At 69.7% G+C, this 22299-nt stretch carries 23 protein-coding genes; 14 read left to right on the top strand and 9 right to left on the bottom strand.

Annotated elements, in window-relative coordinates:
* Positions 1 to 3: 3 nt before the first annotated feature.
* The 6 genes from HEB94_RS35660 to HEB94_RS35635 form a co-directional block, all read right to left on the bottom strand.
* Positions 4 to 855 carry an AraC family transcriptional regulator gene (locus HEB94_RS35660; RefSeq protein WP_337918133.1) on the bottom strand — a complete coding sequence of 284 codons (852 nt, stop codon included), beginning with the start codon at positions 853 to 855 and terminating at the stop codon, positions 4 to 6.
* Between the two features lie 84 nt (positions 856 to 939).
* Positions 940 to 1827: a helix-turn-helix domain-containing protein gene (locus HEB94_RS35655; protein WP_192753920.1), complete on the bottom strand. Its 888-nt coding sequence runs from the start codon at positions 1825 to 1827 to the stop codon at positions 940 to 942.
* Positions 1828 to 1923: 96 nt separating this feature from the next.
* Positions 1924 to 2742 carry a carbohydrate ABC transporter permease gene (locus tag HEB94_RS35650; RefSeq protein WP_192753919.1) on the bottom strand — a complete coding sequence of 273 codons (819 nt, stop codon included), beginning with the start codon at positions 2740 to 2742 and terminating at the stop codon, positions 1924 to 1926.
* Positions 2739 to 3668, bottom strand: coding sequence for a carbohydrate ABC transporter permease (locus HEB94_RS35645; RefSeq protein ID WP_192753918.1), 930 nt, complete (start codon positions 3666 to 3668; stop codon positions 2739 to 2741). Before HEB94_RS35645 ends, HEB94_RS35650 begins: the two co-directional genes overlap by 4 nt.
* Positions 3669 to 3697: 29 nt before the next feature.
* Complete coding sequence (locus HEB94_RS35640; protein WP_192753917.1) at positions 3698 to 5074, bottom strand: extracellular solute-binding protein; 1377 nt, start codon at positions 5072 to 5074, stop codon at positions 3698 to 3700.
* Entirely contained in the window at positions 5074 to 6111 is a 1038-nt protein-coding gene (locus HEB94_RS35635) for a PfkB family carbohydrate kinase (RefSeq protein ID WP_192753916.1), read from the bottom strand. Before HEB94_RS35635 ends, HEB94_RS35640 begins: the two co-directional genes overlap by 1 nt.
* 106 nt (positions 6112 to 6217) lie before the next feature.
* Here HEB94_RS35635 and HEB94_RS35630 point away from each other — a divergent pair, with 106 nt between their 5' ends.
* Entirely contained in the window at positions 6218 to 6976 is a 759-nt protein-coding gene (locus HEB94_RS35630; protein WP_192753915.1) for a DeoR family transcriptional regulator, read from the top strand.
* A complete protein-coding gene (locus HEB94_RS35625) occupies positions 6973 to 8328 on the top strand; it encodes a 6-phospho-beta-glucosidase (protein WP_192753914.1) in 1356 nt (451 codons plus the stop codon). The genes HEB94_RS35630 and HEB94_RS35625 overlap by 4 nt, the downstream gene beginning before the upstream one ends.
* A gap of 110 nt (positions 8329 to 8438) precedes the next feature.
* On the opposite strand, the gene HEB94_RS35620 is transcribed toward HEB94_RS35625, so the two are convergent.
* Positions 8439 to 9869 (bottom strand): KamA family radical SAM protein, encoded by a 1431-nt coding sequence (locus HEB94_RS35620; RefSeq protein ID WP_337918132.1) that lies wholly within the window; start codon positions 9867 to 9869, stop codon positions 8439 to 8441.
* Positions 9870 to 9991: 122 nt separating this feature from the next.
* On the opposite strand from HEB94_RS35620, the gene kdd reads away from it, so the two are divergent.
* The 9 genes from kdd to HEB94_RS35575 all read left to right on the top strand — a co-directional run bounded on the left by kdd (position 9992) and on the right by HEB94_RS35575 (position 19062).
* Positions 9992 to 11038: an L-erythro-3,5-diaminohexanoate dehydrogenase gene (gene kdd, locus HEB94_RS35615; RefSeq protein ID WP_192753912.1), complete on the top strand. Its 1047-nt coding sequence runs from the start codon at positions 9992 to 9994 to the stop codon at positions 11036 to 11038.
* A complete protein-coding gene (locus tag HEB94_RS35610) occupies positions 11035 to 12693 on the top strand; it encodes an amidohydrolase (protein ID WP_192753911.1) in 1659 nt (552 codons plus the stop codon). Before kdd ends, HEB94_RS35610 begins: the two co-directional genes overlap by 4 nt.
* Positions 12690 to 14267: a lysine 5,6-aminomutase subunit alpha gene (kamD, locus tag HEB94_RS35605; RefSeq protein ID WP_192753910.1), complete on the top strand. Its 1578-nt coding sequence runs from the start codon at positions 12690 to 12692 to the stop codon at positions 14265 to 14267. Before HEB94_RS35610 ends, kamD begins: the two co-directional genes overlap by 4 nt.
* Entirely contained in the window at positions 14264 to 15058 is a 795-nt protein-coding gene (gene kamE, locus HEB94_RS35600; protein WP_192753909.1) for a lysine 5,6-aminomutase subunit beta, read from the top strand. Before kamD ends, kamE begins: the two co-directional genes overlap by 4 nt.
* Complete coding sequence (gene kal, locus HEB94_RS35595) at positions 15055 to 15495, top strand: 3-aminobutyryl-CoA ammonia lyase (RefSeq protein WP_192753908.1); 441 nt, start codon at positions 15055 to 15057, stop codon at positions 15493 to 15495. Before kamE ends, kal begins: the two co-directional genes overlap by 4 nt.
* A 354-nt stretch (positions 15496 to 15849) precedes the next feature.
* A complete protein-coding gene (locus HEB94_RS35590; RefSeq protein ID WP_192753907.1) occupies positions 15850 to 16050 on the top strand; it encodes a hypothetical protein in 201 nt (66 codons plus the stop codon).
* A gap of 84 nt (positions 16051 to 16134) precedes the next feature.
* Entirely contained in the window at positions 16135 to 17754 is a 1620-nt protein-coding gene (lnt, locus tag HEB94_RS35585) for an apolipoprotein N-acyltransferase (protein WP_192753906.1), read from the top strand.
* Positions 17755 to 17762: 8 nt separating this feature from the next.
* On the top strand, positions 17763 to 18557 hold the full coding sequence (locus tag HEB94_RS35580) for a glycosyltransferase (protein ID WP_192753905.1): 795 nt from the start codon (positions 17763 to 17765) through the stop codon (positions 18555 to 18557).
* 10 nt (positions 18558 to 18567) lie between these two features.
* Positions 18568 to 19062 carry an FxsA family protein gene (locus tag HEB94_RS35575; protein WP_337918131.1) on the top strand — a complete coding sequence of 165 codons (495 nt, stop codon included), beginning with the start codon at positions 18568 to 18570 and terminating at the stop codon, positions 19060 to 19062.
* 135 nt (positions 19063 to 19197) lie between these two features.
* On the opposite strand, the gene HEB94_RS35570 is transcribed toward HEB94_RS35575, so the two are convergent.
* Entirely contained in the window at positions 19198 to 19605 is a 408-nt protein-coding gene (locus tag HEB94_RS35570; RefSeq protein WP_192756862.1) for an RNA polymerase-binding protein RbpA, read from the bottom strand.
* A 208-nt stretch (positions 19606 to 19813) separates the two neighbouring features.
* Here HEB94_RS35570 and HEB94_RS35565 point away from each other — a divergent pair, with 208 nt between their 5' ends.
* Genes HEB94_RS35565 through HEB94_RS35560 form a run of 3 tightly spaced genes read left to right on the top strand, consistent with a single transcriptional unit; the run spans position 19814 to position 20906 of the window.
* Positions 19814 to 20200: a GntR family transcriptional regulator gene (locus HEB94_RS35565; protein WP_192753904.1), complete on the top strand. Its 387-nt coding sequence runs from the start codon at positions 19814 to 19816 to the stop codon at positions 20198 to 20200.
* Positions 20197 to 20382 (top strand): hypothetical protein, encoded by a 186-nt coding sequence (locus tag HEB94_RS49745; protein WP_202896741.1) that lies wholly within the window; start codon positions 20197 to 20199, stop codon positions 20380 to 20382. Before HEB94_RS35565 ends, HEB94_RS49745 begins: the two co-directional genes overlap by 4 nt.
* Complete coding sequence (locus HEB94_RS35560) at positions 20340 to 20906, top strand: ATP-binding cassette domain-containing protein (RefSeq protein ID WP_202896740.1); 567 nt, start codon at positions 20340 to 20342, stop codon at positions 20904 to 20906. The genes HEB94_RS49745 and HEB94_RS35560 overlap by 43 nt, the downstream gene beginning before the upstream one ends.
* A gap of 7 nt (positions 20907 to 20913) precedes the next feature.
* Here the strand turns inward: HEB94_RS35560 and HEB94_RS35555 are convergent, their stop codons facing one another.
* The gene (locus HEB94_RS35555; protein WP_192753903.1) at positions 20914 to 22293 is read right to left on the bottom strand and encodes an MFS transporter; all 1380 of its coding nucleotides are present in this window, start codon (positions 22291 to 22293) and stop codon (positions 20914 to 20916) included.
* Positions 22294 to 22299 lie beyond the last annotated feature (6 nt).

Raw genomic sequence — 22299 nt, 5'->3', positions numbered from 1 at the left:
AGCTCAGCGAGCGGCGCGGGTGGGCCATGCGGTGTCGTCGACTGCCAGGAACGGCTCGTCGACCACGGTTCCGGGGGTCACTCCGGTGAACGCCACGACGTCGCGATGCAGGTGGGACTGGTCGGCATAACCGCCGTCGGCCGCGACGCGGGCCGCGCCTTCACCCGCGACCAGGCGGTGGACGGCATGGTCGAAGCGGACCAGCTTCGCGGCGAGCTTGGGCTGCATACCAAGCTGCGAACGGAACCGGGACCACAGTCGCTTACGGCTCCATCCGAGCTCGGTCGCCAGGGCGTCGATCCGGACCAGGCCACGGCCGGCGAGGATCCGGTGCCAGGCCCAGGACACCTCCGCGTCGATGGCCGACGCCGCCTCGTTCCGGCGGGCGAGCAACGCGTCGGTCAACGCGAAGCGCTCCTCCCACGAGGAGACCTCGCCCAGTCGCTCCCGGATCCGCGCCGCCTCCCGGCCCCACAGATCGTCGAGGGAGACCACCGCGCCGTCCAGGTCGGCGGGGGAGACACCCAGAACCGCACGTGCGATCGCCGGGGAGAGGCGCACCTGCACACACTCGACGTTCTCACCCCGCACCAGGACCGCCCCCCCGAACCCGAACCCGAGTCCGGCGACGAGACTTCCCCACGGCCGTGGCCCGGCGACGTCGTCCACGATGGGCTGACCGGCGCCGAACTCCAGAACCAGTGTCAGGCCAGGGTGGGGGACCATCCGAAGGGGCGCCGTGATGCTATGGACGCCGAACCCGGCCATGGTGACACCGGCCACCCGGCTGGGTCGCTCGGGGGATGCGACGTCCCACGCAGCCACAACGTCACGTGCGTGCACCGTGGACCACACGCTCACATGCTATGCGAGCCAGCTGTGGGGCACCTTCGGCCAAACCGCTGGCGCGCACCGGACCGAACGGCACGCTCGCCACGCTCAGAAAGGGCCGGAGTGGATCCGGCGATAGCTGCCCGGTGGAACGCCGCACGCCGTGGTGAAACAGGAGTAGAACCTGCTCTGTGAGCCGAACCCGGATGCGTGGGCGATCTCTCCCATCGTCGCGCTCGTGGTGAGCAGGAGCCGTTGGGCCTCGGCGACACGGCACTGCGTGAGGTAGGCGCCGAGCGTCGTGCCGACCACCTCGCGAAAGACGCCCATCGCGTAGTGCGGATGGAGATGGACGCTCGCCGCGATCTCGCCGACGCTGATCGGGTCCCGGAAGCGTACGGCGATGAACCGCGCCATCCCGGCGGCGCGACCCACGGTCGTACCGTCGGAGTCGGAAGTCGTGCCGCCTCCGGCCGCGGAGACGTCGTCCATCGGTGCGGCGTGCCGACCCAGCCGCCGGATCCAGGCCTGGATCTCCAGCGAGGCGATCCCACGCAGGTCCGGGTCACCGGTCGCGAGGTCGTCCGCCCAGCGCCCGAAGGGACTCGCGTCGAGGCTCCCCGACTCCGTACGCGCCAGCAGCGGCTGCCCCTGGAGCAGCCGACCGACCAGGGCGCCGGTGAGGCCCCAGCGCAGGAAGCGACCGAGCGGGATCGTGATCCAGTGCACCCGGGCGTGCGCGGGCGCGCGGATGAGCTGGTGCGGAATGGCGGCCCAGAAGGCCGCCGCGGTCCCCGACGCGATCTCGACCGGGACGCCTCCGAAGAGGTAGGTCAGCTCACCGCCCTCGGCGAGGTTGACCTCGATGTCGTCATGCCGGTGCGCGCACTCCATCAACCGTGACCGGCCGCTCCAGCAGGCCAGGCCGAACTGGTCGTCGACGGGCGCACGGAGCGTGGACGGCGCGCTCCGGCGCCCGGCGACTGTCGGAGCCAACGTCGTCATCGGACCGCCCGCGAAGATCGACTGGTGTCGCCTTCGCGACCACCGAAGAACTCACGCTAACGCGCCCGCGGCGTGCGGTGGAGACTCCTACTTGACCGCTCCGGCCAACATTCCCGCGATGAAGTGTCGCTGCAGGAAGAGGTAGACGATCACGACAGGGAAGGCGACGATGGTCGCTCCGGCCGCGAGGAGCGCGAACTGCGAGGTGTGCTGTCCCTGGAAGAACGCGAGGCCGAGCGGTGCGGTCCGGAGGTTCTCGTTGGTGATCATCACCAACGGCATCAGGAACTCGTTCCACGTCCACATGAAGATGAGCATCGCCATCGTCAGCAACGCGGGACGGCTGATGGGGACGAGGATCCGCCACAGGACCGACCAGCGGGTGGCGCCGTCGAGCTTGGCCGCCTCGATGAGGCTGTTCGGGACACCGCGGAAGAACGACCGCATCCAGAACGTGCAGAACGCGAGCGACTGCGCGACCTGCGGGAAGATGAGCGACCAGTAGGTGTCGGTGAGCCCGACACCGCGCAGGTCGTAGTACAGCGGGATGATCAGCGCCTCGCTCGGCACCATCAGGCCGAGCAGCAGGATGTAGAAGAGCACCGACCGACCGGGAAAACGCATGGTGGCGAAGGCGTACCCGGCGAGGATCGCGAGCACGCCGGCGATGACGACGACGCTCACCGTCACGATGACGCTGGAGCGCATGTAGGTGCCGAAGTGCCCCTCGTTCCACGCCGTCGCGAAGTTGGCGAAGTGGGGAGACGAGGGGAACGACAGCGACGCGCCCGACTGCGACGGGTCGGTCAGCGCGGAGGACAGCACCCCGAGGAGCGGGAAGAGCGCGATGATCGCGAAGACCCCGAGGATGAGGTAGTTGAGAGCGGCTTCCCGCTTGGAGATCATGCTTGCTCTCCAGGGTCGATCCGGTTGATCAGCGTGGTGACGATGAGGATCACCACCGTCAGCAGGATGCCGACGGCGCACGCCGAGCCGACCTGGTTGAGGTCGAAGGCCCGGTGGTAGACCTCGAAGCCGGGCACGGTGGTGGACGTGCCCGGGCCACCTCGTGTCGCGACGAAGATCAGGTCGAAGCTGCGCAGGCCCGCGATCACGGTGAGGGTCAGTGCCACGGCGATCTGGGGACGCAGGCCCGGCAGCGTCACGGCGAAGAACTCCCGCACCGGACCAGCACCGTCGAGGCGGGCGGCCTCGTAGAGCTCGGGGTTGATCTGCGACACCCCGGCCAGGAAGAGCACCAGGCACAGACCGATCTCGAGCCAGGTGCCGATCAGGCCGACGGCCGGGAGGGCCAGGCCGAAGTCGCCGAGCCACGGCCTGGCGATGACCTCCAGCCCGACGGCCGACAGCACGTTGTTGAGGACGCCGTCCGGTGCGTAGATCGCCGTCCAGGTGGTCGCCACCACGACCGAGGCGACCACCTGCGGCAGGAAGATGACCACCCGGAAGAACGACAGGTGGCGCAACTTCGTCGCGTGGGTCATCACGCCCGTGAGCATCAGCGCGAGCAGGATCGGGAGGACGGCGTAGAAGAGGATGAGCACGGCGGAGTGCGCGAACGCCGTCCGCAGGGCCGGGTCACCGAGGGCGTCGGTGTAGTTGCCGAGCCCGACCCAGGTGGCGGGCGTCAGGCCGTCCCAGTCGTACAGCGAGATCCACAGCCCGTGGAGCAGGGGGTAGAGCAGGAACGCCCCGAACACCACGAACGCCGGGAGGAGGTAGAGGTAGGCGACCCGGTCCGAGCCGCGCCTCGACCTCTTCTTCTTGGAGGTGGGCGCCGTCCGGGCGCCCACCTCCGCCGCGGTAGTCATCTGCGAGGACACCGACACAAAAGCGGTCCTTACTTCGACGTCTTGAACGCGTCTTGGTCAGCGTCGAGGTTCCCGGTGAACTGCTTGACCGGGAGCTTCCCGCCGATCAACTGCTGAAGGTTGGACGTCAGCGTGTCGTAGAACGTCGGGGTCGCGTAGTCGAGGTACGGCGTCAGTCCGTCGTTCTCGCTGATGCTCTTCCAGGCGCTGAACACGTCGGCGCTCAGCGTTCCGGCCGGGGGCTGGTAGTTCTTCGGAGCCACCGCGGGAACGTTGCCCGTCTGGGCGAGGACGTCGTCGGCGTGCGCGTTCGTGATGAAGTTGAGGTAGGCGCCGGCCACGTCGGGGTTCTTGCTCTTGGAGGTGATCGACCAAGCAAGACCGACCCCGCCCTCGGTGACGCTCTGTCCACCGGCCCTGACAGGGGGAGGAGTCATGAACCCGACGTTCTTGCCCATGGCCTTCTCGAGTTCGGCGAGCCGCCACGTGCCGTCGATCCGGAAGACGCCCTGACCCTTGGTGAAGTTCGAGGAGGCGCCGTCACCGCTGAGGCCGTTGGCGCCGGCTGTCAGGTAGCCCTTGGCAGCCCAGTCCTTGACCTTCTGGGCCGCCTGCGTGGTGCCCGGATCGCTCCAGGTGGCGTCGCCGCTGGAGGTCACGAGGTCACGGACGGCCTGCTTGCCCGCGGTCGCCGCCTGGACGACGCCGAACAGGTGAATGGCCGGCGACTTGTCGGAGGTGCCGAACTGGATCGGCAGCAGGCCATCAGCCTTGATCTTGGGCAGGTCGGACTCGAACTCCGCGAAGGTCTTCGGCGGCTCCAGACCGGCCTGCTGCAGCAGCTTCTTGTTGTAGAAGATGCCGACGATCTCACCGGTCTGGGAGACGCCGTAGAGGCTGCCGGACTGCCAGGTCTTGCCGTCCGTCGAGAACTTGTTGAGGTCGAGCAGCTGCTTGGGGAACTTCTGGTCCCACTTGTAGACCTTGTCGTACTGGTCGAGCGGGGTGAGCAGGCCGGCCTTGACGAAGGCGCCCATGTCCGGGTAGCCCTGGTTGGCCTGCACGACGTCGGGTGGGTTGTCGCCCGAGAGCGCCAGCTTCAGTGTGGTCTTGGTGTCGTTCAGCGTCCGGGAGACCCGGTTGATCTTGACGTTCGGGTACTTCTTCTCGAACTCGTCGTTGAGCTTGATCATCGCGTCGTTGGCGCCGCCGGACGTGTTGATGTCCCACACCGTCAAGCTGACCTTGCCAGCCTTGGCGGGATCGGTCGCGATCTCGCTGGAGGGCTTGCTCGTCGGCCCGCTGGTGCTGGTGCCGCCGGGCGCGCAGGCCGCCACGAAAACGAACGGTACGGCGGCCAGGCCGACGCCGACCCGAGCGAGGACCGTCCTTCGTCTACTGCTCATCAAGACACCTTCTTGCTGGATTGTTGTCGCGGGTTCGAGCGGCGCCGGGCCAACTCGGGTCCCAGAAAGCTGAAGGCAGCGGCTTCTTGTTCCCTGGATTCGAGCCAGGCGGCAATGTCGTCCCAGCCCGGTGCGCTGACCGCGCCGCCCAGGCCGCGGACCGACTGGCCAGCACACAGGTTCGCAAAGAGTAGCCGTTCTCGCAGCGGCCATTCGGCGAGGGTGCCGAACAGGAAGGCCGCGAAGAAGGCGTCACCGGCTCCGGTCGGATCGACGGCCCGGACCGGAATGGCCGGTACGTTGACGAACTCGCCGGTCATGCCGTCGACCGCCAGGGCACCATGGTCACCGTCGGTGATGGCCACCACGGCGACGCGTTCGCCGAGCTGGCGCAGCGCGGCGACCGGGGTGTCGGTGCGCGTGTAGGCCATCGCTTCGCCGGTGTTGAGCACGAAGGCGTCGAAGTGCGTCAGGTCGTCCAGCACCTGTGTCGACCAGCGGCCCGACGGGTCCCACCCGACGCCACCGAAGAGCCTCGTGCCCTCCGAGCGCAGGTGTTTGGCCCACTCGGGAACGCCCGCCTCGAGACCGACCTGGGCCGCCCTGGCCCGCGGCAGCCGCGCGAGGTCGAGCGCGGCCTCGCCCGGCCAGGTGGGTTCGCCGTGACTGAGGAAACGGCGATCGCCACCGTGTGCGACCGACACGGTCAAGGTGGTCTGGACATCGGGGGAGCGGGACGCCCACCGCAAGTCCAGGTTGTCGACCTCGCCCAGCGTCTGCCACAGGTGGTCGCCGAAGAGATCGGTGCCGACCTGGCCGGCGAGACCGGTGTGCAGCCCCAACCGGGCGGCGGCGACGGCCCGGTTGGCCACACCACCAGGGGAAACGGCGCGTTGACGGGCCCAGACCTCGGCGCCCGCCTCGGGCATGGCGTCAAGGCCGGCTAGCACCAGGTCGAAGAACAACGTGCCGACCAGGAAGACGTCGACCTGTGGTCGTTCCGTCGCCGGTGCCGCGGAAACGCTGCGCCTCGACACCGATAGTCCTCCCAATCGCTCACTGCTGTTCACGGAGTCTGCAAGAGTTGAGCGACTTTGACAAGCAGTGGATGACCCTGCATGAATTTTTCTGTAACATCGCCGCGTGCTGCAGCGCGAGAGGGACCGACGCATCGTCCGTGCTCTGCGCGCCAAGGGCACGGCCTCAGCGGCGGAGCTGGCCAGACACCTCGGTGTCAGCACGGCCACGATCCGTCGCGATCTCCAGCGCCTCGACCGCGGTGGCGAACTCACCAGGGTCTACGGCGGCGCCGTCCTCGACGACGAAGGCAGCGTCGAGATGCCCTTCGCCGTCACCGACGACGCGGAGGGCGAGACGAAGGACGCTCTCGCCGCACGCGCGGTCAAGCTCGTCAACGACGGTGACGTCCTGCTCCTCGACATCGGAACCACCACCCTGCGGGTGGCGCGACACCTGCGCGGTCGCGAGGTCACCGTCATCACCAGCAACATCGCGGTCTTCGACGAGCTTCGCGACGATCCGGTGGTCGAGCTGGTCCTGCTGGGTGGCGTCGTCCGGCGCCACTACCGTTCGCTGGTCGGATCCCTCACCGAGGAGGCGCTGCGGCAGGTGCATGCCGACCGGCTCTTCCTTTCCTGTACTGGGATCCGGCGTGACGGTCAGGTGCTCGACAACATGCAGGTCGAGGCGTCCGCCAAGCGGGCGATGCTCGCCGCGGCCGAGTCGGTGGTGCTCGTCGCGCATCCCGCGAAGTTCCCGGGCAAGGGTTCCTTGCGCATCTGCGGCCTCGCGGACATCGACGTTCTCGTGACCACCGAGGACGCCGACAACGAAACACTGGAGATCTGCCGGCAGGCAGGTGGAGAGGTACTCACATCGTGAAACTGGCAATTCTTGGCGGTGGGGGCTTCCGCGTTCCGCTGGTCTACAAGGCACTCCTGCAGGACACCGGCTCGCCCCGGGTCGACAAGGTGGCGCTCTACGACCAGTCCCCGGAGCGGCTCTCGGTCATCACCGCGGTCCTCTCCCAGCTGGCCGCGGGCAGGGACCACGCTCCGCGCGTCGAGGCGACCCTCGACCTGGACAAGGCACTCGAAGGCGCCGACTTCATCTTCTCCGCGATCCGCGTCGGCGGACTGGAAGGCCGCACCCGCGACGAGCGGGTGGCCCTGGATCTCGGCGTGCTCGGCCAGGAGACGACCGGACCGGGCGGCATCGCCTACGGCCTGCGGACCATCCCCGTGATGCTCGACATCGCGAGGCGGGTGAAGGCTCTTGCCCCCAAGGCGTTCTTCATCAACTTCACCAACCCGGCCGGCATGATCACCGAGGCGTTGCAGCAGGTGCTCGGAAACCGGGTCATCGGCATCTGCGACACCCCGGGCGGCCTCGGCCGCCGGATCGCGGGTTCCCTCGGGCTGGACGCCGGGCGGATCCAGGTCGACTACGTGGGCCTCAACCACCTCGGCTGGCTACGTCGGCTGATCAGCGACGGTGAGGACCACCTGCCGCGCTTCCTGGCCGACGAGCAGGCCCTCGCCACCCTCGAGGAGGGCTCCATCTTCGGCCCGTCCTGGATCCAGGCGATGGGCGTGGTCCCCAACGAGTACCTCTACTACTACTACTTCAACCGCGACGCCGTGCGTTCCATCGTGGAGCAGCCGACCACCCGTGGTGAGTTCCTCGTCGCGCAGCAGGGCGACTTCTACGCCGCGGCCGGAAAGGACCCCGACCGCGCGTTCGAGCTGTGGCAGCGCACCATCGCCGAACGCAAGGCGCTCTACATGGCCGAGGCCAAGGGAAAGCGCCACGACGACTCGCCGGAGGCCGAGCCCTTCGACCTGGAGAGCGAGGGCGGCTACGAACTGGTCGCGCTCGCGGTGATGGCGGCGATCGCGAGGGACGAGAAGTCCACGATCATCCTCAACGTCCGCAACGGCGGCACGCTGGCCGGCCTGGACGCCGACGCGGTGATCGAGGTCCCGTCGCTGGTCGACGCGAACGGCGCGCACCCGCTCGCCACGTCGGCGCCCGACCTGCACCAGCTCGGCCTGATGCAACAGGTCAAGGCGGTCGACCGGCTCGCGATCGAGGCGGCCACGACAGGGTCGGAGGAGGCCGCGCTCAAGGCGTTCGCCCTCCATCCGCTGGTCGACTCGGTGACTGTGGCCCGGTCCCTGCTGCGAGGCTACGTCGACGCGATTCCCGAGGTCGCGCGGGCACTCCACCGCTGACGCTGACGCGAGCCGTCGCCCCCTCCCCGGCGGAGGTGGCGACGGCTCGCGGCTCAGTGGGTCGGACCAGCGGCGTCGGATCAGTGAGCGTCTGATCAGTGGGCGTCTGATCAGTGGGTGTCGATCAGCAGTTGACGTCGTGACGCCGACCGGGACTCGGCGGCCCGCTGCTCGGCGACGGCCAGGTGCGCCCCGCCGTGTTCGCGCCACCAGGCCTGGCCCCGTTCGGGCAGGCTGTCGATCGGGTCGTAGTACTCGTAGGTCCGCTCCAGGGCGTCGTCACCTGGATGCTCGATGCCGGTGCGGTAGTTCTTCCGCCAGTAGCTGATGCCAAGGGTCTCGTCGTACTCCGCGACCTGGTGCACCCAGCGCTTGCCGACGTAGGGCACGTCGCAGACGATGCGCGGCGTCGCGAATCCCGGCAGATAGCCGAGGATGCCGTGCTGAAGTTGCTGTGCCTCGCGCACGGAGACCCGCCAGTGTTCGCTGAACGGGATCATGTCGCACATGTAGAAGTAGTACGGCGTGATCGTCGCGCCGTCGAGCAGGGCGAAGCACAGGTCGAGCAGTTGCGTCGTGGAGTCGTTGACGCCCCGCATCAGCACGCCCTGGTTGCGGACGTCGCGGATGCCGGTGGCGAGCATCGCCTTCGCGGCCCTGGCCACCAGCGGTGTGACCGACTGGGCGGCGTTGACGTGGGTGTGGATGGCGATCATCACGCCGCGGGCGCGCGCGACCCGGGCGAGCCGCTCCATTCCGGCCTGGATGTCGTCCTGGAGCCAGTGCTGGGGAAGGCCCATCAGCGCCTTGGTCGCGAGCCGGATGTCGCGGATGTTGTCGATCTCCAGCAGGGCCGAGAGGAACGCCTCCAGGCGCGGCCAGGGCAGGTTGGCCACGTCGCCGCCGGAGACGACCACGTCGCGGACGCCTCGGTGGGTGCGCAGGTATTCGAGCATGCCGTCAAGGCGCCCTTGCGGTTTGAGCGCGAACTTCAGCTTGTCGACCTGGGGCGTGGAGTTTCCGACGAGGTCCATCCGGGTGCAGTGTCCGCAGTACTGCGGACAGGTCGGCAACAGTTCGGCGAGCACCTTGGTGGGGTAGCGGTGGGTCAGCCCCTCGGCGACCCACATCTCGTGCTCGTGCAGCGAGTCGCGCGTCGCGCGTGGATGGGACGGCCAGTCGGTGCGCCGGTCGGAGAACACCGGCAGCATGTAGCGCCGCACCGGATCGGCATAGAACGCCTCGGTCGTCGGCACCTCGTCCGGAACCATCGTGTTGAGCATCTGCGGCGGCAGCAGCATCGACATGGTGGCGCGTTCGGCCTGGTCACGCTCGAGGTCGGCGTAGAACTCCTCGTCGAGTAGGTCACCCATGACCGATCTGAGCTGTTTGAGGTTCTTCACGCAGTGTGCGCGTTGCCACTGGGCAGACTCCCAGTCGGCCACATCGATGTCGCGCCAGCCGGGCAGACGCCTCCAGTCGGGCTCGACCAGTGCCCGACCGCGGTAGTCGTACGGCTGTTCCTGAACTTCCAGCGGCACCGAAAACACCTCCGACCAAGCGGCCATTTCACGGATGTCGTACTGTCGAGTCCGAATCGCACAGGATAATTTCTGTCAGAATTGACTGTAGCCCGCAGGATCTCCGAGGGGAGACGGTTCCCGTGCTCGAGACCCCGCCCCTACCCGGTTCGCCGATCGGGCTGCATCGTGTGTGCGAACCCGCCGGCGCCCTGCCCCAGGCGGCGGCCCGCCTCGACACCCGGAAGGGGCTGTGGCCCGACGAGGTGCGGGTCCGGGTCGAGCGGCTCAACCTCGATGCCGCGTCCTACCGCCAGCTGTGGTCCGCCCATGGCGGTGACGGCGCCGTCGTACGGCGCGCGGTGGCGGACATCATCGCGAGCCGGGGCAAGATGCAGAATCCGGTCACCGGGTCCGGCGGCATGCTGGTCGGCACCGTCGAGGAGGTCGGCCCCGCCTCACCGCTCGGCCTCGTTCCGGGCGACCGCGTCGCCACGCTCGTCTCACTCACCCTGACGCCGCTCGTGATCGAGGACGAGTTGGCCGGCTGGGACGGGCGCTCGGAGCAGGTGCCCTGTCGCGGATCCGCCATCCTGTTCGGCCGTTCGATCGCCGCCCGGCTTCCCACCGACGTGCCGTCACCGCTCGCGCTCGCGGTGCTGGACGTCTGTGGAGCACCGGCGCTGACCCACCGGGTCGTGTCGGGCCGTGCCGCCCCGACCGTCTGTGTCCTCGGCGGCGCCGGCAAGTCGGGCTCGCTCGCCCTGGCCGCCGCCCGGCGGGCGGGTGCCGGACGCACCATCGGCGTGGTACCCAACGAAACCGAGGCGCGGGCGTTGGAGCGCGCCGCGCTGGCCGACGTCGTCGCGCTCGCCGACGCCAGGAACCCGGTCGGGCTCGCCGACGCGGTGGAGAAGGCGGGCGGGCCGGCCGACGTGACGGTCGTCTGTGTCGACGTACCTGCCTGCGAGGGCGGTGCGATTCTCGCCACGGCGCCGGGCGGGACGGTGATCTTCTTCTCCATGGCGACGTCCTTCAGCGCGGCCGCCCTCGGCGCGGAGGGCCTGGCCGCGGACGTCACGATGTTGATCGGCAACGGTTACGTTCCGGGGCACGCGGAGTACGCGCTCGATCTCGTGCGCGCCGAGGAGGGCGTACGGCGGCTCTTCGAGGCCAGGATGGAGCCATGACCTCCTCCCACCGCGTGCTCCTTCGGGGCGGCACCATCCTCACCGGCGACGACCGGGCCGACGGCCCGACGCACCACCTGGCCCACCCGGACGGGCCGGGACCCCGTTCGCGCCCGACCTCGACGGCGATGGCGGTCGAGGGTCACGTGATCAGCTGGATCGGGGACGAGGGGGAGGCCGACGCGTACGCCGACGGAGCCGACGAGGTGCTCCACCTCGCCGGCGGGTTGGTCACCCCGGCGTTCGTCGACGCGCACGTCCACACCTCGCAGACCGGGCTGCGGCTCGGCGGGCTGGACCTGGCCGCGGCCACCAGTGCGCACGACCTGCTCGACCGGCTCGCGAGGTACGCCCGCGGCTACCCCGACGCCGTGATCCTCGGCTTCGGCTGGGACGAGACGCGCTGGACCGATCCACGGCTCCCGTCCGCGGCCGAGATCGACCGGGCCGCACCCGGTCGACCCGTGTACCTCTCGCGGGTGGACGTCCACTCCGGATTGGTCTCCGGCGCGCTGTACGAGCGGGCGCCGGCCATGGCGACGCGGCCAGGCTGGGACGGGACCGCCCGGGTCGAGCGGGAGGCCCATCACGTCGCCCGGGACGCGGCGTCCGCGCTGGTCACCCGCACTCAGCGACGGACGGCCATTGCCGTGGCGCTCGCGGCCGCCGCGGCGAACGGCGTCGCTTCGGTGCACGAGATGGCCGCACCCCACGTCAACCCGGCCGACGACCTCGCGCTCATCGCGGAGATCGCTGCGGAGCGCCCGGTCGTGGAGGTGGTGCCTTACTGGGGCGAGCTCGCCACGACCGGTGGTGTCGAGCGGGCCCGCGCCCTGGGTGCCCGCGGCGCCGCGGGAGACCTCTGCGCGGACGGCGCCTTCGGCTCCCGCACGGCCGCGCTGACGGCGCACTACGTCGACCGCCCCGACCACGCGGGACGGACCTACCTCGATGCGGAGGAGGTGGCCGAGCACGTGGTTGCCTGTACGCGTGCCGGCCTGCAGGCGGGCTTCCACTGCATCGGAGACGCCGCCACGGCGGCGGTCGTCGACGGCTTCCGCCGGGCCGAGAAGCGGCTCGGCGCCGACCGGCTGACCGCGGCCCGGCACCGGCTCGAACACGTCGAACTCATCGCAGCGGAGGACGTGGCCGATCTCGCCCGGTGGGGCGTCGTGGTCAGCGGTCAGCCCGCGTTCGACGCCGCCTGGGGTGGTGCCGACGGCATGTACGCCACCCGGCTCGGTGTCGAGCGGGCCCTCGCGGCCAACCCCTGGGCGACGATGCGTCGCGCCGGGGTACGGCTCGCGTTCGGCTCGGACACGCCGGTGACGCCGTTCGATCCCTGGGGCGGTGTCCGTGCGGCCGCGTGGCACCACAACGCGGACGAGCGGATCAGCGTCGCCGACGCGTTCGCCGCGCACACCGGAGGCGGTCGGTGGGCCGCGCTGGACGACCACGACGGCGCCCTCCGGCCGGGCGCGGAGGCGACCTACGCGGTGTGGGATCTCGAGGGTTCCGAACTGCCGGGGCTCCCGAGCCTCGCGCCGGGTACGCCGTCTCCGACCTGCGTCCGCACCGTCGCGGGCGGCCGGATTCTGTTCGACCGGGGCGATGACCGGGGCGACGACCGGCACAACGACCGGGAGCACACATGAGTACGACGGCGTTCCGGCGCCACCTGGACCTCGACCCGGCGACGGTCCGCCAGGCACGTACCCTCGCCCGCCGCGCGGGCCGGCCCATCGTGAAACTCGCCCGGGCGCACACCACCGTCTCCGTCGAGCGCGCGGTCCTGCGGCTCGCGGGACTTCGCGGCGCCGACCCGGACGGCACCCCCTGGGTCAACCGACTCGTCGACGCGGTCCGGGCGGAGGTCGGACTCGAGCACGGTGTGGCCCTTCCCGTCTGGTCCGCACTCGCGCGCGGTGACGCGGAGGACCTCGCCGCGCTGGCGCAGAAGGCGTCGGCCGGCTCCGTCCGTTTCCACCTGCCCGAGGGGGCGGCGGCCCGCCAGGCGGCCCGGTCGGCACGCCGGGCGGTCGGTGCCGGCGTGAAGGCCGTCGACGCCCGCCGGCGCGAACGCGAGCGGCTGGTCCGGCGGTGGGGCGACCCGAGGCAACAGCCCTGGATCTACCTCATCGTGGCGACCGGCGACATCCACGAGGACATCCCGCAGGCGCAGGCGGCCGCTCGCGAGGGCGCCGACGTGATCGCCGTGATCCGCTCGACCGGGCAGTCGCTGCTCGACTTCGTACCCGAGGGCGCGACGCGCGAGGGGTATGCCGGCACCTACGCCACGCAGGAGAACTTCCGGCTGATGCGGGCGGCCCTCGACGACGTGAGCAAGGAGCTTCGGCGTTACGTACGGCTCACGAACTACGCCTCCGGCCTGTGCATGCCCGAGATCGCCACGCTCGCGGGTCTAGAACGCCTGGACATGATGCTCAACGACTCGATGTACGGCATCCTCTTCCGCGACATCAACCCGATCCGCACGTTCGTCGACCAGCGGTTCAGCCGGCAGGTGCATGCCCGGGCCGGCATCATCATCAACACCGGTGAGGACAACTACCTCACCACCGCCGACGCCGTGGACGCGGCGCACACGGTCACCGTCTCCCAGCTGCTGAACGAGTACTTCGGCAAGGAGGCCGGCCTGCGGGACTGGCAACTGGGGCTCGGCCACGCGTTCGAGATCGACCCGGAGCGGCCGGAGTCGTTCCGGCTCGAACTCGCCCACGCACTGCTCGCCCGGGAGCTCTTCCCGAAGGCGCCGTTGAAGTGGATGCCCCCGACGAGACACATGGACGGCGACGTCTTCCGCGGCTACCTGCTGGACGGCTTCTTCAACCTGGCCGGCGTGCTCACCGGGCAACAGATCCTGCTGGTCGGGATGATGACGGAGGCGGTGGTCACCCCGTGGCTGTCCGACCGCGACCTCGCCCTACGGAACGTGCGCTACGTCCGTTCCGCGTGCGGAAACCTGCACGAGGACTTCCGGCCCGCACCGGACGGCTTCATCGCCCAGCGGGCCCGGCAGGTGCTCGGCGAGGCGGTCGACCTGCTCACCCGGATCGGGGACGACGGCCTGCTCGACGCCATCGCCGACGGCACGTTCGGGCTGATGCGCCGACCCGCGGCCGGAGGCAAGGGGCTCGACGGGGTCGCGAGGAAGTCGTCGCTGTACTACAACCCCGCGACCGACCTGCTGGAGGAGGTGCCGGCATGAGTGGTCCGGTCGTACGGCCGTACGGCGACACCACCGGGGACGGCATGGTCCAGGTGTCGTTCACGTTGCCGGTCGCGCACGACCGGCGGGCGGAGGGCGCGGCCCTCCAACTCGCGGGAAAGATGGGCCTGGACCCGGCCATGGTGGTGCACGCCAAGGCGATGGGGCCCGACTTCACCTTCTTCATCGTCTACGGCCGGGTCAGCCACCTGGTCGACCTGGCCGCGGTCGAGATCGTCGAGCGCGAGTACCCGCTGCTCGGTCCCAAGGAGGTCAACCTCGCCATCCGCTCGGGGCTGCGCCGGCGACTGGTGGTGGTCGGTGCCTGCATCGGCAGCGACGCGCACACGGTCGGCATCGACGCCATCCTCAACGTCAAGGGTTTCGCGGGGGAGAAGGGGCTCGAGTACTACCGCGAGATCAAGGTGGTCAACCTCGGCGCACAGGTCGCGGTGCCCGACCTCGTCTCCCGGTCCCTCACCGAGCGGGCCGATGCCATCCTGGTCTCCCAGGTCGTGACCCAGCGGGACGCGCACGTCCACGGCACCAAGGAGATGGCCGCGGCGTTCCGGGAGGCCTACGACGAGGAGCACCGCCCGTTGCTCGTCGTCGGCGGGCCGCGCTTCCACGAGTCGATGACAACGGACCTCGGCGTCGACCGGGTGTTCGGCAGAGGGACGACGCCGGGTGAGGTCGCGAGCTATCTCGTCCACGCGAGGGTGCCCGCGCCCCGCACGACCTCCGCGACGTCGCGGACCGTGACCAGCGTGAGCCCCGGGAGGACAGCATGAGCGACCCCACCGACCAGGCCCCGGGAGCCGCGACGGCGACGGAGGTCACGGACGCCAGGCTCGGCCTCGCGGTGACCCACCGCCGGTACGTCTCCTACGCCGAGGCGCACTACGCCGGCAACCTCGTGGCCGGCGGCTACGTACTCGGCCTGTTCGGCGACGTCGCCACCGAGGTGTGCATCCGCACCGACGGTGACGAGGGTCTGCTCGCCTCCTACGCCGAAGTGCGCTTCCTCGCGCCCGTCCACGCCGGCGACGTCCTCGAGGTCCACGCCACCGTCGTCCGAGTGGGCAACCGGAGTCGGGACCTCGAGTTGGAAGCCCGGGTGGTGGCACGTGGCGAGTCGGGCCGTGGTGAGTCGGCGGCGGGCCTGCTCGAGCCGCCGCTCGTCGCGGTGATCGGGCGCGCCACCGTGGTGGTACCCGCCAACTCCTGACACCTCACCTGCGATAACCTTCGTGACCGGCGCGCTTACCAAGATCGCCAGACGACACGCCGGGGTGTCGACACGCCGTCCACAAGACAAAATCTCGGCATCGCAGGAGTTGCCCGCAGATGGCGCTGACCTGCGCCTTTTTGTCGTCTTCGCAGGTCAGTGGGTGGTTGACACCGCGGTGTCCGGATCGCCATCGTCGTCTTCTGTCCACCGCAGGCCGACTCGGTTCGGACCGTCGTCCGGGCTGAAGCGTGAGGAGTCCGAAGCCAGTTCTCTTGTCACGCGGCAGCCGGCTCTCGGTCCGCGCGGTGGGGTGGCCACGGAGCGGTCCGCCGCCCAGTAGACAACGGCCACGTGGCACGCAGCCTGCGTGTCGCGGGTCGGTCCGAAGGGCGAGCGGACCGTTCCGTCTTCTTCGCCGGTTCCGCAGCTTCCGTACGCCGGTTCGCTACGCCGGATCTCGTCGCCTACGTCCACACTCGTCCGGGCTGGTTCCGGGTGAGCCCGGGCACCCCCGTACCCGGCCACGCGTTGTACCGTCCTGACATCCAGTGATGCCGGCCCGTCCACGTGCGCCCTCGGCGCTCGTGACCGGCGCCCCGCCGGCGAAGTCCGCTTACCTCGCAAAGGACGGTGGCGTTGAGGCTCGAGGACGGCACCGTGGTGCGCTCCGAGGCGCCCACGACCACCATCGCGGAGCCGGCTGGAGAAGGCACTCCGGGCTGGCTCCGGCTCGTCCTGGCCGTCGCGTCCGGAGTGGCGCTGGCGCTCGCATTCCCGCCGTTCGGATGGGAGTGGACGACTCCGCTCGCCGTCGCCACCCTCACCCTCGCCTGCCGGGGCGCCCGGCCGCGGATGGGTGCACTTCTCGGGCTCGTCTTCGGCCTGGGCTTCCTGCTCCTGCTCCTGCAGTGGGTCCGGGTGATCGGGGTCGACGCGTGGCTCGCGCTGAGCCTGATCGAGGCGCTGTTCATCGCGGTGCTCGGAGCCGCCCTCACCCTCGTCACCCGCCTGCGGTGGTGGCCGTTGTGGGCCGCCGCGCTCTGGGTGGGGGTGGAGTTCGCCCGCGCGTCGTTCCCCCTCGGTGGCTTCCCGTGGGGCCGGCTCGCCTATGCCCTCGACGACACGCCCATGGCGGCTCTCGCCAGCCTGGGTGGCGTGCCCCTGGTCACCTTCGTCGTGGCGCTCGCGGGCAACGTCCTGCTCTGGGCGGTCGTCGCGAGCAGGCGCGGACCGGTGCCGCGGATCTTCGCGGTCGCGGTGGCCGGCGCCCTCGCGTTCGGCGGGCTGTTGGTGCCGCTGCCGACGGAGGGCATCGGGTTCGCGACCGTCGCGATCGTCCAGGGGAACGTGCCGTCCAAGGGCCTGGAGTTCCTCGGGCGGGCTCGCACCGTGACGCGGAACCACCTCGAGGCGACCGAGCAGCTCATGCGCGAGGTCCGGGCCGGCAAACTCCCGAAACCCGACTTCGTCCTCTGGCCGGAGAACTCCACCGACATCGACCCGTTCACCGACGCGCAGACCCGGTCCATCGTCGAGCAGGCCGTCCAGACGGCCGGGGTCCCGGTGTTGGTGGGGGCGGTTCTCGACGGGCCCGGCCCCAACTACCGGCGTACCACCGGTGTGGTCTGGGACCCGACGACCGGGCCCGGTCAGATCTACGCCAAGCAGCACCCGGTGCCCTTCGGCGAGTACATCCCGTTCCGGCGGCAGTTGCTGCCCTACATCGACCGGCTCCAGCTGGTCGGGCGCGACACCTACGCGGGCACCGAGCCCGGCAAGATGCGGATCGCGGGCTACCGGGTCGGCGAGGTGATCTGCTTCGAGGTCGCCTACGACGGGATCGTGCGGGAGGTCGCCGCGGGCAACAACTCCCAGTTCCTCACCGTCCAAACCAACAACGCGACCTACACCGACACCGGACAACCGCAGCAGCAGTTCGCGATCACCCGTTTGCGATCGATCGAGTACGGCAAGGCCACCCTCGTGGCTTCACCCAACGGCATCAGCGGCGCCATCGCGCCCGACGGAAAGATCGTCGCGCAGTCCAAGGAGGCCACCCGCCAGGTCTACGTCGAACGCGTCCCCCTCCGCACGACGCCGACGCTGGCGGCTCGGCTCGGTCCGGTACCCGAGTGGGTGCTCTCCCTCGCCGGGCTGGCCGCGATCGTGGCCGCCCTCATCCGCCGCCGGCGGCCATCCGCCGGCGCCGGGCCAGCGGGGCCGAAGGCCCAGCCGACAGGAGGGGGCAGCGAGTGAGCGACCGGGTGAGCAATTCCGCAGAGAACACCTACGCCGGACTCGGTTCGATCCTCGTCGTCCTGCCGACCTACAACGAGGCCGAGAACATCGAGCGCACGGTCACCCGCCTGCGCAAGGCGGTTCCCGGAGCTGACCTGCTGGTGACCGACGACGCCTCACCGGACGGAACCGGGCAGATCGCCGACCGGCTGGCCGCCGCCGACCCGCACATCCACGTGTTGCACCGTGCCGCCAAGGACGGGCTCGGCACCGCCTACCGCGAAAGCTTCGACTGGGGACTCGACCGCGGGTACGACGTCCTGTGCGAGATGGACGCCGACGGCTCACACCAGCCCGAGGAACTCGTCAAACTGCTGCAGGGTCTGCTCGGAGCCGACCTCGTGATCGGTTCGCGCTGGATCCCCGGCGGTCGGGTGGAGAACTGGTCCCACCTACGGGAGGTCCTCTCCCGCGGCGCGAACCTGTATGCCCGGATCGCCCTGGGTGTCCCACTGAGGGACGCGACGGCCGGATTCCGGGCCTTCCGTCGAGCTACCCTGGAGGGCATCGGGCTCCACGACGTGGAGTCCCTTGGTTACTGCTTCCAGATCGACCTGGCCTGGCGGGCATACCGGGCCGGCTACCGGGTCACCGAGGTGCCGATTGTGTTCCTCGAGCGCGAGTACGGAACCAGCAAGATGAACCTCCAGGTCATGACCGAGTCCCTTCGGCGAGTCACGGTCTGGGGTCTGCAGCACCGTCTCCGCCAGGCCCGGGAAGTGACCGCGGGAAGACGGCTGGCATCGGACCGGCGAAGGTGAGGCCCTGATCGTGTTGCCGTTCCTCCTCGCGTTGATCGCGGTACCGGCCCTGGAGATCTACGTCATCATCACCGTCGCCCACCTCATCGGTGGCTGGCTGACGGTCGGCCTGCTGCTCGCCGTCAGCGCCAGCGGTTACTGGCTGATCAAGCGGGAGGGCCGGCGGACCTTCCGCGCCCTACGCGAAGCGGTCGAAGGCGGACGTGCACCCGACCGCGAGGTCGTCGACGCCAGCCTGGTCTTCGTGGGTGGCGCCCTGGTCGTCGTCCCCGGCTTCGTCACCGACGTGGTGGGACTGCTGCTGGCGGCGCCCTTCACCCGGCGGCTCACGCGGCGCCTGCTGACCTGGGCGATGGCCCGGCACGCCGCCCGCCGAATGGCGATGATGCAGCGCCATGGCGGCCTGCCCGGGCCCGGCGGACCTGGATCCGGCCCCACCGGCCCGGTCATCCAGGGGGAGATCATTCAGAAGACCGATCAGAAGACCGACCACCCCTCCTCCTAGGCTCGCAGGCCCCCGCATCCACGCTGGCGGCGTGTCGTCGTCGCGCGTTGATACGCCGCTCAGGGTGTGTGTCGGTGTCCGGACAGCGTCGAACCGCGCCGCCGGGGGGTGCGACGCGGTTCGAGGTAGCTTCGGTCAGGCGCTCTTGCGCTGACGCGGCGGTTTGGGCGTCTTGGGATCACTACCCTCACGGTGCAGGTGATCCGGTCCGATCTGGCCCGAGCGGAGCAACTCCAGACGCTCCGAGAGGAGCTGCTCGAGCTCGTCGATGCTGCGTCGTTCGAGCAGCATGTCCCAGTGTGTGCGCGGCGGCTTCACGTGCTTGGCCTCGGGACGGTCGCCGTCGACACGGACGGCCTCGCCCCCGCAGCGCGGGCATTCCCAAACGGACGGTACTTCGGCATCAGCGGCGAAGGGTAGGTCAAAGTGGTGGGAATGCGGGCAGTCATATCCAACCAGCTGGCGCGGCGCGGGAGCGATCTCCCGGTCATCCTCGTAGCTTGCCGCTCCAAGCCTGGAGCCTCGTAGTGCTCGCTCCGACATAAAGCTCTCCATCCCCCTCCATCGTGTATGGACCTCGATGGGCCTAACGTCTGGGCCCCCGCCCAGGATTCCCCAGGGGCGCACAAGTGAATCTTCATCCGCCCGGGTCCGGCCTCAGTCAAACATCCTCCCCCATCCGGGGGCCACCTGGGTGGGGAGGCTGTATGGTTCGTTACCCAAGTAATGAACCAAGGCACCCAGGGGCGCGATGTTCGACGACCAGAGCCCGATCTATCGGCAGATCGCCGACCGGATCAAGTCCGACGTCGTGCGCGGCGTCCTCGGCGGCGACGAGCAGGTCATGTCCACCAACCAGTACGCCGCGTTCTACCGGATCAATCCGGCGACGGCGGGGAAAGCCTTCGCGCAACTGGTCGACGAGGGCGTCCTCTACAAGAGACGGGGGATCGGGATGTTCGTGAGCCCGGACGCGCGCGAGGTCCTGCGGGCGAAGCGCCGGGAAGCGTTCTTCACCACCGTCGTCGACCCGATGGTGGCCGAGGCGCGGACGATCGGAATTCCGCTGCCCGACGTCATCGCGAGGCTCCAGCAACTGGCAGGCCCAGGTGGCCCGACCGACAAGGACCACCAATGACCCTGCGCATCGACGTGGACAGACTGCCCCTGAGCTACGACGACACCACCGCACTCGACGACGTCACCTTCTCCCTGCCCGGCGGCCGGATCTACGGACTGCTCGGACGGACCGGTTCGGGAAGACCAGCCTGCTCTCGGTGCTCGCGGCGTTCCGGAAGGCATCGGCCGGGACCGTGCTGATCGACGGGCAGCCGGTGTTCGAGAACGCGGCCATCACCAGCCAGGTCTGTCTCGTCCGGGAGACCGGCGACGCGGCGGATCGAAGTGAGAAGGTGAACGAGGCGCTGCGGATCGCGCGCCGGCTGCGGCCGGACTGGGACGAGAACTACGCCGCCACGCTGCTCGACCGCTTCAGCCTTCCGCTGGACAAGCGGATCGGTGACCTGTCACGCGGCCAGCGTTCGGCGTTCGGGATCGTCGTCGGCCTGGCCAGCAGAGTACCGGTGACGATGTTCGATGAGTCCCACCTCGGCATGGACGCGCCGTCCCGGACGGCCTTTCACGACGCACTGCTCGAGGACCTCATGGCCCGTCCCCGCACGGTCGTCATCTCCACGCATCTGATCGAGGAGATGAGCCCGTTGTTCGAGGAGGTCCTGATCGCCCTGCTGGCGCTGGGGATCTGTGCCGGCAGCCTGCTGCTCGGTGGCGGGCTGACCTGGGGCCTGGTGCGGAGCATCCCGCTCCGCACCAAGGCCGGATGAGGCTCGGTCAGATGACTGTGGGGGGTTCGTTGCCGGCGTCGCGGATGGCGCGGTGGGGATCGACCCGGGCGAGGAGCACGAACCCCACCACGAAGAACGCGATGAGCGCGATGATCGCCGGGCGATAGGAGTGCGTCAGCTGGTGCACCACGCCGAAGACGAGGGTGCCGAGCCAGCTGGTGCCGCGTTCGCAGGTCTGGTACAGGCTGAAGTACTCCGCCTCCCGTCCGCGCGGGACGAACTGGCTGTAGAGCGACCGGGACAGCGCCTGCGTCCCGCCGAGGACGAGGCCGATGGCGACGCCGAGCAGGAGGACCGGCGCCACCTGGCGGGCGGGCAGGAAGTAGGCGGCGACCACCACCGCCACCCACACCCACAGCGCGACCAGGATGGTGTGGCGGCTGCCGAACCGTCCGGCGATCCGGCCGAAGAGCAACGCACCTCCGAAGGCGACGAACTGGACCAGCAGAATCGTCGCGATGAGAACGGTCTGCCCGAGGCCCAACTGGCTCGCGATGTAGACGGAGGAGGCGTAGATGACGGTCTGCACGCCGTCGTTGAAGAAGAGGTACGCCGCGAGGAACAGCAGCGTCATCGGGTAGGCGCGGGCCTCTCGCAGCGTCGTGAGCAGCTGACCCACACTCTGGCGGACGAACCGGCCATGCTCCGGAACCACCGCGACGGGTGGCCGGTTGCGCAGCCCGAGGAACGGGATGAGCGTGAAGGCTCCCCACCACAGGCCGGCCGAGAGCAGGCTGATCCGGACCGCGGTGTCGGTGGAGAGGCCGAGCACGGCATGTCCCTGCACGAGGCCGAGGTTGACGACCAGCAGCAGGCCGCCGCCGAGGTAGCCGAGCGCCCAGCCGCGTGAGGACACGCGGTCGCGCTCGTCGGCGGTGGCGATCTCACACAGGATCGCGTCGTAGACCACGAGCGAGGACGCGAGACAGACGTTGCCCACGAACAGCAGGGCGACGCCGAGCTGCCAGTTCGTGCCCGCGACGAACACCATCGAGGCCGCGGCGGCCGCCCCCACCCAGGCGAAGCCGCCGAGGACGTGCTTCTTGTGGTGGGAGCGGTCGGCGATCGCGCCGACGACCGGCAGGAACAGCGCGGACAGCAGGGTGGTCGCCGTGATGACGTACAGCGGCAGCGAGCCGGGCGAGAGCGGAAGGCCGAGGACGCGGAGGTTCGTCGTGCACGGGTTCTCCGGCGTTCCCGGCGCGCCACAGGCGGCGGTCTCGGCGATGGAGGCGAGGTAGGGACTGAACAGCACCGTGAGGACGGTGGTGACGTACGCCGAGTTGGCCCAGTCGTAGAAGTACCAGGCGCGTTGCTCCCGAAGCCGTGCGGCCGAGTCGGGATGCGACGCCGTTGTCGCGGTCATGGGGAC

It is taken from the genome of Actinopolymorpha pittospori, from assembly GCF_014873875.1.
Classification (GTDB): domain Bacteria; phylum Actinomycetota; class Actinomycetes; order Propionibacteriales; family Actinopolymorphaceae; genus Actinopolymorpha; species Actinopolymorpha pittospori.
The sequence above is the reverse complement of the archived record's forward strand: the minus strand, read 5'-3'. Positions and strand labels throughout refer to the sequence as shown.

Bases quoted from the DNA above. Each gene is read 5' to 3' on its own strand.
- HEB94_RS35610 (WP_192753911.1), top strand. From the start codon at position 11,035: ATGACCTCCTCCCACCGCGTGCTCCTTCGGGGCGGCACCATCCTCACC.
- HEB94_RS35555 (WP_192753903.1), bottom strand. From the start codon at position 22,293: ATGACCGCGACAACGGCGTCGCATCCCGACTCGGCCGCACGGCTTCGG.
- HEB94_RS35565 (WP_192753904.1), top strand. From the start codon at position 19,814: ATGTTCGACGACCAGAGCCCGATCTATCGGCAGATCGCCGACCGGATC.
- HEB94_RS35645 (WP_192753918.1), bottom strand. From the start codon at position 3,668: ATGACTACCGCGGCGGAGGTGGGCGCCCGGACGGCGCCCACCTCCAAG.
- HEB94_RS35640 (WP_192753917.1), bottom strand. From the start codon at position 5,074: ATGAGCAGTAGACGAAGGACGGTCCTCGCTCGGGTCGGCGTCGGCCTG.
- kal (WP_192753908.1), top strand. From the start codon at position 15,055: ATGAGCGACCCCACCGACCAGGCCCCGGGAGCCGCGACGGCGACGGAG.
- kamE (WP_192753909.1), top strand. From the start codon at position 14,264: ATGAGTGGTCCGGTCGTACGGCCGTACGGCGACACCACCGGGGACGGC.
- kamD (WP_192753910.1), top strand. From the start codon at position 12,690: ATGAGTACGACGGCGTTCCGGCGCCACCTGGACCTCGACCCGGCGACG.
- HEB94_RS49745 (WP_202896741.1), top strand. From the start codon at position 20,197: ATGACCCTGCGCATCGACGTGGACAGACTGCCCCTGAGCTACGACGAC.
- HEB94_RS35570 (WP_192756862.1), bottom strand. From the start codon at position 19,605: ATGTCGGAGCGAGCACTACGAGGCTCCAGGCTTGGAGCGGCAAGCTAC.
- HEB94_RS35650 (WP_192753919.1), bottom strand. From the start codon at position 2,742: ATGATCTCCAAGCGGGAAGCCGCTCTCAACTACCTCATCCTCGGGGTC.